General features: G+C 40.7%; 15 protein-coding genes. 2 read left to right on the forward strand and 13 right to left on the reverse strand.

Annotated elements, in window-relative coordinates; translation table 11 throughout:
• Nucleotides 1–26 precede the first annotated feature (26 nt).
• Nucleotides 27–1,643, reverse strand: coding sequence for a glycoside hydrolase family 43 protein (locus tag IGJ99_RS13785; RefSeq protein WP_409173664.1), 1,617 nt, complete (start codon nucleotides 1,641–1,643; stop codon nucleotides 27–29).
• 103 nt (nucleotides 1,644–1,746) lie between these two features.
• On the reverse strand, nucleotides 1,747–3,054 hold the full coding sequence (gene xylA, locus IGJ99_RS13790) for a xylose isomerase (RefSeq protein WP_409173665.1): 1,308 nt from the start codon (nucleotides 3,052–3,054) through the stop codon (nucleotides 1,747–1,749).
• 258 nt (nucleotides 3,055–3,312) lie between these two features.
• On the opposite strand from xylA, the gene IGJ99_RS13795 reads away from it, so the two are divergent.
• On the forward strand, nucleotides 3,313–4,464 hold the full coding sequence (locus IGJ99_RS13795; RefSeq protein ID WP_062806002.1) for an ROK family transcriptional regulator: 1,152 nt from the start codon (nucleotides 3,313–3,315) through the stop codon (nucleotides 4,462–4,464).
• Nucleotides 4,465–4,590: 126 nt separating this feature from the next.
• Here the strand turns inward: IGJ99_RS13795 and tkt are convergent, their stop codons facing one another.
• The 11 genes from tkt to rplM form a co-directional block, all read right to left on the reverse strand.
• Complete coding sequence (gene tkt / locus IGJ99_RS13800) at nucleotides 4,591–6,585, reverse strand: transketolase (protein WP_023520552.1); 1,995 nt, start codon at nucleotides 6,583–6,585, stop codon at nucleotides 4,591–4,593.
• A gap of 217 nt (nucleotides 6,586–6,802) precedes the next feature.
• Complete coding sequence (gene alsE / locus IGJ99_RS13805; protein WP_010734017.1) at nucleotides 6,803–7,492, reverse strand: D-allulose 6-phosphate 3-epimerase; 690 nt, start codon at nucleotides 7,490–7,492, stop codon at nucleotides 6,803–6,805.
• Complete coding sequence (gene fsa, locus IGJ99_RS13810) at nucleotides 7,493–8,146, reverse strand: fructose-6-phosphate aldolase (protein WP_023520553.1); 654 nt, start codon at nucleotides 8,144–8,146, stop codon at nucleotides 7,493–7,495.
• 31 nt (nucleotides 8,147–8,177) lie between these two features.
• On the reverse strand, nucleotides 8,178–9,278 hold the full coding sequence (locus IGJ99_RS13815; protein WP_010734015.1) for a PTS fructose transporter subunit IIC: 1,101 nt from the start codon (nucleotides 9,276–9,278) through the stop codon (nucleotides 8,178–8,180).
• 24 nt (nucleotides 9,279–9,302) lie between these two features.
• Entirely contained in the window at nucleotides 9,303–9,617 is a 315-nt protein-coding gene (locus IGJ99_RS13820; protein ID WP_010734014.1) for a PTS fructose transporter subunit IIB, read from the reverse strand.
• A 20-nt stretch (nucleotides 9,618–9,637) separates the two neighbouring features.
• Nucleotides 9,638–10,087, reverse strand: a complete 450-nt coding sequence (locus tag IGJ99_RS13825) for a fructose PTS transporter subunit IIA (RefSeq protein ID WP_010734013.1) — start codon at nucleotides 10,085–10,087, stop codon at nucleotides 9,638–9,640.
• 15 nt (nucleotides 10,088–10,102) lie between these two features.
• Complete coding sequence (locus tag IGJ99_RS13830; protein WP_010734012.1) at nucleotides 10,103–10,414, reverse strand: PTS fructose transporter subunit IIB; 312 nt, start codon at nucleotides 10,412–10,414, stop codon at nucleotides 10,103–10,105.
• 30 nt (nucleotides 10,415–10,444) lie between these two features.
• Nucleotides 10,445–10,855, reverse strand: coding sequence for a PTS sugar transporter subunit IIA (locus IGJ99_RS13835; protein WP_010734011.1), 411 nt, complete (start codon nucleotides 10,853–10,855; stop codon nucleotides 10,445–10,447).
• Entirely contained in the window at nucleotides 10,845–12,329 is a 1,485-nt protein-coding gene (locus IGJ99_RS13840; RefSeq protein WP_023520554.1) for a BglG family transcription antiterminator, read from the reverse strand. Before IGJ99_RS13840 ends, IGJ99_RS13835 begins: the two co-directional genes overlap by 11 nt.
• Before the next feature lie 830 nt (nucleotides 12,330–13,159).
• Complete coding sequence (gene rpsI, locus IGJ99_RS13845) at nucleotides 13,160–13,552, reverse strand: 30S ribosomal protein S9 (protein ID WP_010733940.1); 393 nt, start codon at nucleotides 13,550–13,552, stop codon at nucleotides 13,160–13,162.
• Between the two features lie 15 nt (nucleotides 13,553–13,567).
• Nucleotides 13,568–13,996 (reverse strand): 50S ribosomal protein L13, encoded by a 429-nt coding sequence (gene rplM, locus IGJ99_RS13850; RefSeq protein ID WP_153830627.1) that lies wholly within the window; start codon nucleotides 13,994–13,996, stop codon nucleotides 13,568–13,570.
• A 377-nt stretch (nucleotides 13,997–14,373) separates the two neighbouring features.
• Between rplM and IGJ99_RS13855 the strand changes: the two genes are divergently transcribed.
• Nucleotides 14,374–15,585 (forward strand): argininosuccinate synthase, encoded by a 1,212-nt coding sequence (locus IGJ99_RS13855; RefSeq protein WP_023520555.1) that lies wholly within the window; start codon nucleotides 14,374–14,376, stop codon nucleotides 15,583–15,585.
• The last annotated feature ends 11 nt before the right edge of the window (nucleotides 15,586–15,596 follow it).

Below are 15,596 nucleotides of genomic sequence, written 5' to 3' on the forward strand. Positions count from 1 at the left end.
CTTACTCCTGAAGCGACCACACTGTCCTATTCACTTTGCTTTTCCCGATAATCAAAATAATCAAAAACAGCTGGTAAATCATATCCTGAGTAATCGATGTTGACCATTCCCACAAATGCACCCGTAAAAAATCCACCATGGGTTTGGTTGACATATTCATCGGATAGTACTTTTGCGTCTAACTGGATCGCTAATTCGATCCATGTTTTTCCGTCAAACGAATAAGCATATGTGTAAGTTTCTCTTCTGACGATCGTTTTGAAATAAACAATTGTTACATCCTCTGGAATTGGAATGACCTGTTCCTGCAAATAACTTTTGAATACGCCTTGATTATTCTCAGTGAGTTCAATGACACGACCTTTTTCTTCGTGCCAAGTAACTTGGATCATCGACCAATGTTGCGAATTGTAATAATTCGTCAGCCCTGCCATTTGCTGGAAGGTCGTTGGCGAATAGCTCAATGCAGTTTCCGCTTCAAACTCAAATGCTTGCCAACGTCTAGCAACTAGGGAGTTTCCATGTGTATTGGCTAAACTTCCGGCACCTCGTAATGTCAGCTTTCCCTCTTTCAAGATGCCGATGTCCTTCGTAAAAGGGACACGTACTGTTTGAAATTGTGGTGGCAGTTCGCTTTGTTCGAAGTTAGTCCTTTCTGGCAGTTTTTCATAAGGGTGAGGTGTCACTCCTTTAGGTGCTTCCACCTCCATGCTCCCTTGCTTTCCACCAACGATTTCTGGCCACAATTCTTTAGACCATGTCACCTTTTGGATCGCTGTTTCTCTGCCTAATGTACACCAGCCACGAGGATCATGGATGGATTCATTTTTGTGATGCCACGGTCGACCAGTCAAATGGGCAAAATACCATTCGCCTTCTGGTGTATCGACTAATGCACCATGCCCGCATTTTTGCAACGGATTTTCTGGAGAATCATAGGCAGTTAAAAAGGTCTCTGCTTGGCTTTCAAAAGCTCCTTCTAAAGTTTTTGACCGTGCCACCACTTCTTGGTGCGTATAGACGGTACCACCTTCTGCACAAAACAAATAATAATAACCAAATAACTTATACAGATGTGGGCCTTCCACTAATTTCACGTCAGTTCCTTTCCAAATGATCTTACCTGTTTCCGGAAGTAGACGTTGCTCTTCTACTGAATATTCGGTGCATTTGATCCCGTTAAATGGATGATGGTATTCGCGATGATCCCATTCCATTTGAACTAGGTATTTGCGGCCATCGTCATCATGGAAAAGAGAAGCATCGAAGCCGACACCGTTCAACCGGATCGGTTGACTCCATGGACCAGTGATCTCTTCTGCAGTAGTCAAATAATTTGTACAATCTTTGAACGCTCCATTGACCACTTTGACATCGGTATAAACTAACCAAAATTTCCCATCCGCATAAGAGAGATCGGGCGCCCAAATCCCTCCTGAATCTTCATTGCCCTTCATATCCAACATCTCGACAGAAGCCAATGGACGTGCCACTAAACGCCAATCCATCAAGTCCTGCGACTCATAGATCTGAACGCCTGGAAACCATTCAAACGTTGAGTTGGCAATGTAATATGTTTCTCCCACACGCACAATAGACGGATCAGCATGAAAACCTGTTAATACTGGATTTTTAATTTTCATCGTACACCTCACTCTATTTTTTTAGGAGAATCCCTTTCAACCATCCAAAGGAGTCAGTGACATCTATCCTTAGCTAACTGAATGAGACTCTCCATAAGTTGGATTAAACTAAATAATCATTCAAACAAGATTTGACATATTCGATATGGCTTGATTCCAGCTCGATATCTTTCAACTTCAATGCATAGTGAGCCAAACTTTCCAAATCTTCCTTGTCGTTGACAATGGATTCCCCAATGCCTTCTTGGAACGTAGCATAGCGTTTCTCTTTTAAGGTATCGAAGAAGCAATCCTCTTTTAATTTCGCAGCTGCCTTCAGCCCTCTAGCAAAGGTATCCATCCCTGCGATATGCGCTAAGAATAGATCTTCCATGGCAAAACTGGAACGACGGACTTTCGAATCAAAATTGATTCCTCCTGGTGCGATACCGCCATTTTCTAAGACACCATACATGGCCAATGTGACATCATAGACGTTCGTTGGAAACTCATCAGTATCCCAGCCAAGCAACACATCCCCTTGATTCGCATCTAGGGAACCTAACGCGTTGTTGATCCGTGCTACTTCGATCTCATGTTCAAACGTATGCCCAGCTAACGTTGCATGATTAGCCTCTAGATTCAGTTTGAATTTCTCTTGTAAACCATATTTTTGAATAAATTGTAAAGCCGTTGCGGCATCAAAATCATATTGATGTTTACTTGGTTCCATTGGTTTTGGTTCAATCAAGAATTGTGGCGTATGACCGATTTTTTCACTATACGCGATCGCCATTTTGAACAAACGTGCAATATTATCTTGTTCAAACGCCATATCCGTATTCAACAACGTTTCATACCCTTCACGACCACCCCAGAATACATAATTTTGACCGTTGAGTTTTTTTGAGATGTCTAAGCCTTTTTTGACTTGAGCAGCAGCATAGGCAAAGACATCCGCATGATTCGTTGAAGCTGCACCATTCACGTAGCGTGGGTGGCTGAACATATTTGCAGTATTCCAAAGTAGTTTGATTCCCGTACGCTCCATCTGTTCCTTGATCAAATCGGTGATTTCATCTAAGTTTGCATAGAATTCTTCTAAACTATCCCCTTCAGGCGCGATATCGACATCATGGAAACAAAAATATTCGACACCTAATTTTTCTAAAATCTCAAAAAAGGCCGCTACTCGATTTTTTGCGGTTTCCATTTCAGTCGCACCTAGCCACGTTCTTTGATTGACTGGTGAGCCGAATGGATCACTGCCATCTTGTGTCATGGTATGCCAGTAAGCAACAGCAAATCGTAAATGCTCCTTCATCGTTTGACCGGCAACTACCTCTTCTGGATTAAAATGGCGAAAAGCAAAGGGATTGGTTGTCGTTGTACCTTCATATTGGATTTTTTCTATTTGTGGAAAATAGCTCATAACATATTCCTCCTAATTTATTCATTCTATATTAGTTAGTTTATCTAACAAACTAACTTAACAAGCATATAGTATACGCTTTCATAATTATAGTCAAGTTATTTTTTTATTATTATCAAAGCATTTATATTCGAATGAAGTTAATTTATTTACTTTACAAAACGAAATAGCTATAGATAAATAACTAGAAAAATAATGAGATTACCAGTATACTTTAGAACGTATCCTCATTACATAATGAATAGGAAGTGATTTACTTTGAAAAATCCAACGTATACTCGACGGAGCCCAAATGAGTCTCTCTGTTTAGAATTGATTATGAATCAACCCGCTCTTTCTCGTGCAGAGCTTTCAGCCATAACTGGACTAACCAAAGCAACTGTGTCCTCTATTGTGAAAAAATTGATCGATGATCAACTAGTCATCGAGACCGGCATTGGAGAATCTAGTAATGTCGGTGGACGTAAACCGATCATTCTTCAATATAATGGAAAAGCTGGCCTCTCTATTTCTATTGACATCGGCTATAATTACATCCATGCTCTCCTTACTTATCTAGATGGGGAAGAGATCCAACATATCCAAAAAAAGCCAATCACATTAGATGAGGAAGCCATCCATCTGTATCTTTCAGAAATCTTCACGTTATTTGAACAACATCTTCCGACGACAGAATATGGAATTATTGGGGTAGCAATTGCCGTTCATGGCCCTGTCTACCATGGTGAGCCGATTTTTGGCCCACATTACAATTTCGATCACATCCCTTTTCGCAAAATAGCTGAAAAACTGAGAGACTATCCTGTCTATTTGGAAAATGAAGCAAATCTGGCAGCTTTAGGTGAGTATAGCTTTACCTCAGATTCGGAAAATCTTGTCAGTATCAATATGCACAGCGGCATTGGTGCAGGAATCGTCAAAAATGGGAATTTAGAGGTTGGTGCCCATGGTTTTGCTGGTGAAATCGGTCATCAGATCATCGTGATGGACGGTAAGGAATGTCGCTGTGGCAACCGAGGTTGTTTGGAGATGTACGCTGCCAACAAAGTTTGCTACGATCGGTTTGCTCAGAAAAAAAAACTAGACTATGTCAATGGCATCATCCTTAGAGAATACTACCAAAACCAAGATCGTGATGCGCGACAAGTCGTAGAAGAAAATATCAACTACTTGACGATCGGTATCAACAACTTGATCGCCCATTATGACCCATCGATCATTATTTTGAATAGCTCACTTTATCGCGAAATACCTGATATGATCGAACAATTAAAAGGGAATCTGCACAATCATTTTTCGAATCAATTAGTCGTCCGCAACAGCTCTTTGAACGAAAAAGCGACACTTCTAGGAGGATTGGTCTTAAATCTCCAACACTTTTTAGAAATCAAACACCTGAAATTAAAATAATCATGAATCAATAAAAAAATCTGCCAAACCGGAAAACATTGAATTCCAGTTTGGCAGATTTTATCTAAATAAAGTACGTGTATCTTTAACTTGAAATTTTAAATAGTAAAAGAACAAAAATACCTTCTACAATTGATCAAACACTTCAACAACATGTTCCACTGTAAACTGATAATTTTGGATGATCGTTTCCCCAGGTGCGCTCGCACCGAAACGATCAATCGCAATGATTGCCCCTGCTGTTCCCGTATAGCGCTCCCAGCCAAATGAAGCAGCCATTTCGATAGAAACACGCTTCGTCACTGCTTTTGGCAAGACACTTTCTTGATATTCTGCAGATTGTTGTTCAAACAAATCAAAACTTGGCATAGAAACCACTGAGACATCTTTTCCTTGTTCCGCTAATACTTTTTGCGCTTTGACCGCTAGATTTACTTCTGAACCTGTCGCGATCAAGATTCCTTCTGGTTGTTCCCCTTTAGCTGGAGACAAGACATAGGCACCTTTTTTAACCATATCATCCGCCACTTCTTTTGTTGTTGGAAGAACTGGTAGATTTTGACGACTCAAGACTAAGATCGTTGGTGTATCTGTCGATTCCATCGCAACTTTCCACGCCGCACGAGTTTCGTTCCCGTCCGCCGGACGTAAGACATGGACACCTGGCATACTTCTAACCGAAGCCAATTGTTCCACTGGCTCGTGCGTCGGGCCATCTTCACCAACTGCCACAGAGTCATGGGTCAAGACGAAAATAACTGGCGTGTTTTGGATCGCTGCTAAACGCACAGCTGGTCGCAAGTAATCGACAAAGACAAAGAATGTTCCCCCATAGATCCGAGTACCACCATGCAATTGGATCCCGTTCATCGCTGATGCCATCGCAAACTCACGAACACCAAACCAAATATTGCGGCCTTCATAGTGTTCAGGCGTGAAATCTTTGTCTGCTGTCACCATCGTATTGTTTGATCCAGATAGATCGGCAGAACCACCCCAGAAGCTTGGGATCGCTTTTGATAATTCTTGGATAACTTCTTTACTTGAGACACGACTCGCTTGGCTTTCACCTTCGTCGTACGTTGGAAGTTCGGCATCCCAATTCTCTGGTAACTTCCCAGCAAAAGCATCTTCGAATTGTTGCGCTAATTCTGGATACGCTGCTTTGTATGCTGCGAACATCTCACGCCAAGCATTTTCAGCTTTTTCGCCTTCTTCAACCATCGTTTGACGGAAGCGTTCCGCCACTTCTTCTGGTACGGTAAAGTCAGGGTATTCCCAACCATAGATCTCTTTGGCTTTTTGAATGCCTTCTAAGCCAAGTGGTGCGCCGTGGACCGCAGAAGTTCCTTGGTTTGGTGCACCAAATCCGATGACCGTTTTCACTTCGATCAATGTCGGTTTGTCTGTTTCGGCTTTCGCTTCTTCAATTGCTTTTGAGATAGCTTCCAAATCATTGCCGTCTTTGACCAAGATATGTTGCCAACCATAAGCTTCATAGCGTGCGCCAACATTTTCAGTGAAGGCTTTTGAGGTTGGTCCATCTAAAGAAATATCGTTTGAATCGTATAAAACGATTAATTTTCCTAATTTCATATGTCCAGCCATCGAACTTGCTTCTTGAGACACACCTTCCATCAGGTCGCCATCGCCACATAACGCATAGGTATAATGATCAACGACGTTGAATTGATCTTTGTTGTAGGTCGCTGCTAGATGCGCTTCTGCCATTGCCATCCCCACAGCCATTGCGATCCCTTGTCCTAACGGACCAGTCGTTGCTTCGACGCCGTCCGTATGGTTGACCTCAGGGTGTCCTGGTGTTTTTGACTCCCATTGACGGAATTGTTTCAAGTCATCAATCGTCACTTGGTACCCTGCTAAGTGCAACAAGCTGTACAACATCGCTGAACCATGTCCCGCAGATAAGACAAAACGGTCACGGTCTGCCCAGTTTTTAGAAGTTTTCGGATTCACTTTCAAGTGTTTCGTCCAAAGGGCATAAGCCATTGGCGCGGCACCCATTGGTAACCCCGGATGTCCTGAATTTGCTTTTTGTACTGCATCGACACTCAATGTACGGATCGTATTCACACCAAGCTGATCTACTTTATCAAACAATATAATTCCTCCTTATTCGTTCCTATAAAATAATACCTATTCTTTAATTTTCACTTTGAAAATAAGACAGAAGAATCAAAAATGAATGAGGCATTCTCGATTTTCCTGTCTTATTACTCGATGGTGACCGGCTTTCTTATAACCTAGACAAACGGCGTCCGAAAGCCAACTCCTTCAATAGTAAGGCGGAACTGACCGGCTTTCTTACGACCTTCTCTTACCCGATCGTTTTCCCAGTCATTTCTTCATAATCGGTTTTCATGATTTCCCATGACTTTTCGATTTTTTCATCTAAACCAAACAAGCCACTGCGACCGACGATATAAATATCTGGTCCTGCTGCATCGATTCGTTTGAAGGATTTACGGTTGGAAGAGCCGTCCATTTCAATCACATAGTGATACCCTTTTTCTTCGCGTAGTTCGCGTAAAGCAACGATCTTATCCAGTGTACTTTCAATAAACCGTTGTCCAGCAAATCCTGGATCGATCGTCATGATCGTGATTTTATCGACCAATTCGATGTATGGGAAGATGGCTTCGATCGGTGTTTCTGGGTTCAAAACGACGCCAGCTTTTAACCCTGCGTCATGGATTTGATCGATCAAACGAAAAGCTAAACCATCTAATAATTCGGCGTGCATACAGATCCATTCACACTTTTGCTCGATTAATTGATTCACCCAAAAACTTTGATCTTTAACCATTAAGTGCGCAGACATCGGTAGATTACTGATTTTACGTACCTCATCAATGAACCATGGAGATAATGTGATATTTGGTACATAATGACCATCCATGATATCGATATGGTAAGAATCGACATGATCATTTAAAAATTCGATTTGTTCTTTGAACTTATCCAAGTCCATCGTCATCAATGAAGGTGAAAATTCCACTTTTCCCATTTATTTGTTCCCTCCTTGAAAGCTTTCCCAGTCCGCCATGAATTGCGCAATCCCTTTATCTGTCAATGGATGGCTCCACAACGTTTGGTACAATGATGGCGGTACAGTGGCAATGTGTGCGCCAACTAAACTCGCTTTTTCCACATGTTCCGAATTACGGACACTTGCTGCAATGATTTCTGTAGAAAACCCGTAAGTATCTAGTACTTCACGTAGTTTTGCGACAAGCTCGATCCCGCTCGTTCCGGTATCATCTAATCGACCTAAAAATGGTGAAATAAATGTCGCACCTGCTTTTGCTGCTAGTAACCCTTGCGCCACAGAGAAAATCAATGTGACATTGGTCTTGATCCCCAATTTAGATAATTCGTTCGTCGCTTTCAATCCTTCTTCTGTCATAGGGATCTTGATCACGATGTTTTCCGCCCATTGGACGATCTCTTTCGCTTCTGCGACCATGCCGTCTGCTTCCAAACTAGTCACTTCTGCTGAGACAGGTCCGTCAACGATCGAACAGATTTCTTTGATGACTTTTTCAAACACGCGTCCTTCTTTGGCAATGATCGTCGGATTGGTTGTCACCCCATCGATTAAACCTAGCGCATTGATTGTTTTGATTGCTGTTACATCTGCTGTATCTAGAAAAAATTTCATCGATTTTGCCCCTCTTTTTTACGCACTTATTTTAAAAAATCTGAATATCATCTAAACTGATATCTTCTTCCTCTTTCTCTACTACTAAGTCCATTTCTTCTTCCGGCACGTTCTTTTTGATCACAGCTAAAACGACGGCTGTTACTAAGACGTTCACTAAGATTGCGATCACACCTGCCCATGGTCGAGACATCGTTGGGATCATCAAGACACCACCGAAAGGAACCGTTGCATCCGCACCTAAGATCATCGTTGTTGCACCACCAGCAAATCCACCGATTGCTGTTGCGACTACGCCACGTACGATATCATTCATAACTAAAGGAATCACACCTTCAACAATATTGATGACACCCATTGGTACGGCTGATTTCAATGTCTCTACTTCCACTTTTGTATAGATATTCTTGCGGAACATTTTGGCGATAAAATAAGCTAAACCAAAGCCGATCGGTGTGGCTGTATTGACTAATTGCAGTGCGGTAATCGGGCCATTCAACCCTTCCGCTTGCATCGTCAACACAAAGGCAAATACGGTTTTGTTGATTGGACCACCGTAGTCGATCCCACTTAATAAGCCGATCACACCACCAAAAATCAATAAGGAAGAATTGCCTAATCCATCTAAGAAATTCGTTAATAATAGCGTTAATGCTGCGATTGGCGCGCCAATGATATACACCATGACTAAGCCACCAACAATTGAAGCAATAAATGGAATAATCAATGTTGGCATCAATCCTTTTGCCCATTTTGGTACTTTGACATGTTTTAAAATACCTAAAACAAGATAACCTGCTAAGTAACCACCTAAAATCCCCCCGATAAAACCAGCACCAATTGCATTTGCTGTTAAACCAATAATGAAACCTGGTGCGATCCCTGGTTTAGCTGCAATGGAATAAGAAATCCCGGTAGCGATCACAACTGGTAATAATCCTAAACCAGCGCCACCCATCGTTGCTAACGCATCCCAAATCGAAAACTCACCTTGTACAAGTGTTCCTTGACTTGTTCCGCCAAAGGCCATGCCGATTGCAATCAGGAATCCGGCACCACATACGATTGGAATCAAATATGAAATCGCTGTCAATAAATGTCCTTTTAAATTTAACTTTTTAATTGCCTCCATTTTTTGTCTCCCCCATTCTGGTAATTATTGTTGCACGACTACTTCTTCTACTTTTTCAATCAACTTACTCGGTGATTTTACAGCAACTTCTGTCGGTACTTGGACGATTCGTTTTCCTTCAAAACGTTCACGACCACTGATTTTGACATCTACAGCTAAAATCACGACATCTGCTTGACTGATTTGCTCTGCTGTCAATTCATTTTCGATCCCGATCGTTCCTTGTGTTTCCACATGGATCTCATGCCCGGCCTTTTTTGCGGCATTCTCCAACTTTTCTTGCGCAATGTACGTATGAGCGATCCCCACCGTACATGCTGCTACTCCAACGATTTTCATTTTTTCTTCCTCCTCACTCTCTATCCAAATGCAGCGACTACTTCATCGATTTCTCTTGCAGCAATCAAACGTTCCACCACTTCATCATTTCCTAACTTACGGGCAAATAAGGACAACAATTTCAAATGTTTTTGAGCACCTTCCGTATCGTCTCCGACTGCAAACAAGATGATGCCTTTCACACCCTTACCGTCTAATGTCTCCCAAGGAATTTCATTTTCAGTCACCCCAATCGCCACACCGACCTTCTTCACATACGCACTTTTTCCATGTGGAATAGCGATATAATTACCGATCCCTGTTTGACCTTGCGCTTCTCGCAAATAAATATCTTTCACAAACGCTTCGACATCCGTAATGTATTCTTGTTCATACAAGCGATTGGCTAATTCATATAAGACCGCATCTTTCGTTTTTCCGTTTAAGTTCGTTTTGATGATTGTTGGATCAATGATTTCTTTGATCTCCATTTTCCTCACTCCTCATTAGTTACTGACAACTTCCATTGCTTTTTCGATTAATTTGTTTGGTGATTTTACCGCGATCTCTGTTGGTACTTGGATGATTTTCTTTCCTTCGAAACGTTCCCGTCCACTGATCTTGACATCCACTGCTAGAATCACGATATCCGCTTGGTCGATGGCTTCTTGTGGCAATTCATTTTCAGTCCCGATCGTTCCTTGGGTTTCGACATGGATCTCATGACCCGCTTTTTTTGCTGCATTCTCTAATTTTTCTTGTGCGATATACGTATGGGCGATTCCCACTGTACATGCTGCTACTCCAACGATTTTCATTATTGGTTCCTCCAATTTTTGATAGTATTTTTATCGTTCTGTAAAATTACCAGCTTTCAATTCATCTAGATAGTCAGGATCAGCCAGTTGTCGCATAAAATCAGCAAGCTGTCGTTTGACTGCTAGTGTTTCATTTTCTGCTAGTAAGACAACGATGAGCAATTCCACTTTTGAGATTCGTTCCGACCATTCAGTAATTGGCTGTTGGGGACGAATCACCCAGACCTGTGTTTTGGCTAGTGCTGGATGTTCAAGATGAGGCAAAATTACGCCTTCCTCAATTTGGATATCTCCTGCCTCTTCTCGCTCAAACAATGCCTGTTGGATCGCTTGTGCCTTTTCTTTTGAGGTAGGAAAGACTTGTTGACTGATCCATTCATAAGTCGCTACTTTGGAAGCCAGTGACATCTGATCGAATAGTTCCACGAAATTATCTATCATGATAAATATCCTCGATTTTCTGTTGGATTCTTGACTGGTCATCAGCGGTCAACATCGCACTAACGATCAAAGATTGAACAGGAAATGCTTCTTTCAGGCCAACTGTTGTTAAAATCAACTCGATTCCTGGCGTCTTCTCTAACACTGATTGGTAATTTTTCGTACTGATCACATCTACGATTTCTAATTCCGGAAATTTTTTGGCTAACTTCACCTTCAATAATTCAGAAGTTCCCACGCCAGTTGTACACATGATCAGTGTTTGGATCGGAAATTGGTGCGTCTCAATGATTCGTGCAAAATACAAGGTGATAAACCCAATCTCATCAGACGTGATCGTTGGAAGCTGAAACGTTTGACTCACCTGTTTTGATACTTCAGCAACCGTATTAAAAATCGTTTCATACGTTAATTGGATTTGATCCAACAAACTATTTTTCACTCTGATTTGATGGCGCAACCGATTGACCAAAGGTTTGATATGATTAGCAAGATCTGTAAAAATCATCTCGCTTGCTACATTGAGATTTAGCTTCTCACCAACTTGATGCAAGTAATAAGAAGTAATCTCAATCACTTCTTCTGTGAACGTTTGGGTCTTCGTTTGACTATTATCCGTTCTGGAAGAAAGCAAATATTGATAAAGATAGTAGATCTCACTTACTGGTAATTTCGTTTTCAAATATACTTCCACTTGGCGGATCACTTCGATGGCAATATCACGAATCAAGGATTCATTATCTAAAACCTGTAATTGTTCCATCGTTAATTTTTCTCCAGTGGCTTGATAATTCGTTTTTCTTGCGCGACGTACCGCAATGTATAGATGGGAGAAAATATTGATATTGTATGGGTAAGGAATCGTGCCATTGAGTTTTTTTTCAATCAGCTTGATCTGTTCGATGACAAAATTCGCATCGTAACGATTAAACGAAAATTCGTCCGATAAAGCGATTTCATCAATATCGAAAATATTCAATCGTTGAATCAACTCAGTGATCGCTCGACGGATATTCTCTTCCTTGCCTTCGATGGCTAATGTCCGATTTTTGCGGATCAATTGCAGATCATACGCTGAAATCCGTTCCGCAATGATTTTTTCATCATTCGCAATCGCTGAATCACCAACATAATAGGTTTGATACAAATCAATGACTTTTAGTGCTTTAGGCGAGGATAATAATAATTCTTCCATCACATTATTTTGCCGCTCTGACGGTAGGACTTCCACAGAAGACACAATTGTTTGATTCGTCTGTGCAATATATTTTTCATAATCCAGTTTGTACCCCCGACCCTTTTCAGACAAAATCAGTGGCCCATTTGGAAACTCGTCATTCATTTTTTTAACCAAGCGGTAGACCGTCTTGGTAGAGGTACTCATTAACTCTGCCAACACTTCAGCAGTAACATAATCTCTTTGCTTTGATAAAAGAAGCGTTAATTTATTCCCTCGATCCATTTGACTAGTCATAGCTCTATCCCCCCTGTATCTTTATCATAAGCGATTATTTTTATTCTGCTTCACTACATAATGTCCCTTGCAGCGGACAAAATGTATTCGGTTACACAAGGTTGTGAGAAAGCTGGGCAACTCCGAGTATTAAGAAATAATTTGAGAAAATAGCTTCTCCTATTTTTTCAAATTTTGGCTTAATATCGTAGGAGTTAGCTTTCGAACACCGTTTATCTAGGTTGTGAAAGAAGCGGTCAGCACTGAGTAATAAGACAGAAAAATCGAAAATGGCTTTTTCGTTTTTGATTTTTTTGGCTTATTATTGAAGTGTTGCTTCTTGAACACCGTTTATCAGGTTGTGAGAAAGCCGTTCCGCCTTACTATTGAAGGTCAGCTTTTTTAACAACCAAATAGTTACATTTTTCGAAGCTAAAGATAACTATATGAAAACATAACATTTTAGCCATTATTTTTAAAGCGAACATCAAAAAAATCCTTTTAAAATGTTTTTGACCAAAGAGTTCATTCCATAGATTTACTCGTGATTTCAACATGAATCACTTGAACAACCTAGTAGATTTAAAATAACTAACAACATTAAATAAGATAACTTATCCTATTCATTATTTACAAATAAGTAAAACAAGCGAGCAAACAAATCACGTAATGTCTCTACTATCGGATATTTGAACTCACCAAATTTATTTAAATAAGCGTCAAAAAAAGACGCTTCGCAAACTGAATTGCGAAACGCCTTGATTGTTTCAATTGAATGGTACTCGATTTCTTTAAAAATCTCCGTCCCATACTGTATTCGTAAGCAAATAAATTCGCAACGACGCCAGCAATTAACGTTTTGAGAATTGTGAAGCTTTACGAGCTTTCTTAAGACCTGGTTTTTTACGTTCAACCATACGTGCGTCACGTGTAAGTAACCCAGCGCGTTTAAGAGCTAAACGGAAGTCAGGATCAACTTCTAGCAATGCACGAGCGATTCCGTGACGGATAGCTCCTGATTGTCCAGCGTAGCCTCCACCGTTTACGTTAACAAATACGTCATATGCGCCTTTTGTTTCAGTAACGCCGAAAGGTTGATTGATAACTTCACGCAAGTCAGCATGTGGAATGTATTCTTCAACATCTTTTTTGTTGATAGTAATTTTACCAGTTCCTGGTACTAAGCGTACGCGAGCAACTGCATTTTTACGACGGCCTGTGCCGATATATTGAACTTGTGCCAATGAAATTCCCTCCTATTAGATTAAGTTTGTGATGTCTAAAACTTCTGGTTGTTGTGCTGCATGTGGATGTTCTGCTCCACCGTATACATTCAATTTTGTAAATTGTTTGCGGCCTAAAGTATTTTTAGGTAGCATGCCTTTTACAGAAGTTTCGATCAAACGACGAGAATTTTTAGCACGCAATTCACCAGCTGAGATTGATTTCAATCCTCCTGGGTAGTTGCTGTGACGGTAATAAATTTTATCAGTCGCTTTTTTACCTGTTAATTTCACTTTATCTGCATTGATAACAATGACGAAATCGCCAGTATCCAAATGAGGGGTGAAAGTTGGTTTATTTTTTCCACGTAGTACAGATGCAACAACTGTTGAAAGACGTCCCAATGGAACATCAGTTGCGTCTACTACATACCATTTACGTTCTACTTCGCCTGGTTTGGCCATATATGTTGTACGCACGTTAGTTTCCTCCAATTTAAGTTCTGATGTTTGACATACACTTCGAGTTTCCGGGGCTCTTTGTGGGGCAAACAATACCATTTAACATATTACCTGCAAATACCGATAATGTCAACGTTTTTCTATACTTTTGAAAAATTAAATTTCTTTTTCATTTTTATCTTTTCATCGTTTTAGTTTCTTTTAGACTAAGAAATTCGTTCTGTATAAAAAGTTGTGTATTTACATTATTTTTGAATATTATTTTCATTTTATTTATTTTTATGTATATTTATTTAATTTATTGATTGCTTTTTTATTTTTATGGTGTTATCATTTGAAACATCTATTTTGAAAACACTTAAAAATAAAGGGGCGATTTTATGAAAGAAAAAATTATATTGGCTTACTCAGGTGGATTAGATACCTCTGTGGCAATCAAATGGTTGGCAAAAGATTATGAGGTGATTGCTTGTTGCCTAGATATCGGTGAAGGCAAAGATACAGCTTTTATTAAAGAAAAAGCACTTCAAGTTGGTGCAATTGCGTCTTATGCCATCGATGCCAAAGAGGAATTTGCTCAAGAATTTGCATTGATCGCGCTACAAGGTCATACGTTTTACGAGCAGTCTTACCCACTGGTTTCTGCGCTTTCTCGCCCCTTAATCGCAAAAAAATTAGTGGAATTAGCTCGAAAAACTGGTGCAACGACGATTGCTCATGGCTGTACAGGAAAAGGCAATGACCAAGTTCGTTTTGAAGTAGCAATCAATGCCTTGGCACCTGAAATGAAAATCATTGCACCGGTTCGTCAATGGCAATGGTCTCGGGAAGAAGAAATCGCCTATGCGAAAGAAAATGATGTGCCGATCCCAGCAGATTTGGAGAATCCATATTCTATCGACCAAAACTTGTGGGGACGTGCTTGTGAGTGTGGTGTGTTAGAGGACCCTTGGGCGACTCCGCCAGCAGGTGCTTATGATATTACGACAGCCTTGGAGTATACACCTGATCAGCCGGATATCATTGAACTCACTTTTGAACAAGGCGTTCCAGTTGCTTTGAATCAAGAAAGTTTACCTTTATCCGAATTGATCTTGTCTTTGAATCAATTAGCCGGCAAGCATGGAATCGGACGGATCGATCATGTGGAGAATCGTCTGGTAGGGATCAAATCGCGGGAAGTGTATGAATGCCCTGGAGCGATCACTTTGATGCAGGCACACAAAGAGCTGGAAGATTTGACCTTCGTTCGTGAATTAGCACATTTCAAACCAATGATCGAGCAACAGTTGAGCCAAATGATTTACGATGGTCTCTGGTTCAATCCATTGACCGATGCGTTGATCTCTTTCTTGAAAGCAACACAGACTGCGGTCAATGGGACTGTCCGTGTCAAACTATTCAAAGGAAATGTCATCGTTGAAGGACGTAAATCGGCCAATAGTCTATATAACGAAGAACTAGCAACGTATACTTCAGCGGATACCTTCGATCAACAAGCTGCTGTCGGTTTTATCAAGCTTTGGGGTCTACCATCGAAAGTCTATGCGGAAGTTCAAACGCAACAACAAACAGCCGTAGGATCAGAGTAGCGAGTAAAGCA

The sequence above is a fragment of the Enterococcus sp. AZ095b genome (genome assembly GCF_051714725.1).
Classification (GTDB): domain Bacteria; phylum Bacillota; class Bacilli; order Lactobacillales; family Enterococcaceae; genus Enterococcus_B; species Enterococcus_B pernyi.

What these genes read in the sequence shown, in the direction of transcription:
- IGJ99_RS13785 (WP_409173664.1), bottom strand. Translation starts at nt 1,643, where the DNA reads ATGAAAATTAAAAATCCAGTATTAACAGGTTTTCATGCTGATCCGTCT.
- xylA (WP_409173665.1), bottom strand. Translation starts at nt 3,054, where the DNA reads ATGAGCTATTTTCCACAAATAGAAAAAATCCAATATGAAGGTACAACG.
- alsE (WP_010734017.1), bottom strand. Translation starts at nt 7,492, where the DNA reads ATGGGAAAAGTGGAATTTTCACCTTCATTGATGACGATGGACTTGGAT.
- fsa (WP_023520553.1), bottom strand. Translation starts at nt 8,146, where the DNA reads ATGAAATTTTTTCTAGATACAGCAGATGTAACAGCAATCAAAACAATC.
- IGJ99_RS13815 (WP_010734015.1), bottom strand. Translation starts at nt 9,278, where the DNA reads ATGGAGGCAATTAAAAAGTTAAATTTAAAAGGACATTTATTGACAGCG.
- IGJ99_RS13820 (WP_010734014.1), bottom strand. Translation starts at nt 9,617, where the DNA reads ATGAAAATCGTTGGAGTAGCAGCATGTACGGTGGGGATCGCTCATACG.
- IGJ99_RS13825 (WP_010734013.1), bottom strand. Translation starts at nt 10,087, where the DNA reads ATGGAGATCAAAGAAATCATTGATCCAACAATCATCAAAACGAACTTA.
- IGJ99_RS13830 (WP_010734012.1), bottom strand. Translation starts at nt 10,414, where the DNA reads ATGAAAATCGTTGGAGTAGCAGCATGTACAGTGGGAATCGCCCATACG.
- IGJ99_RS13835 (WP_010734011.1), bottom strand. Translation starts at nt 10,855, where the DNA reads ATGATAGATAATTTCGTGGAACTATTCGATCAGATGTCACTGGCTTCC.
- IGJ99_RS13840 (WP_023520554.1), bottom strand. Translation starts at nt 12,329, where the DNA reads ATGACTAGTCAAATGGATCGAGGGAATAAATTAACGCTTCTTTTATCA.
- rplM (WP_153830627.1), bottom strand. Translation starts at nt 13,996, where the DNA reads ATGGCCAAACCAGGCGAAGTAGAACGTAAATGGTATGTAGTAGACGCA.
- IGJ99_RS13855 (WP_023520555.1), top strand. Translation starts at nt 14,374, where the DNA reads ATGAAAGAAAAAATTATATTGGCTTACTCAGGTGGATTAGATACCTCT.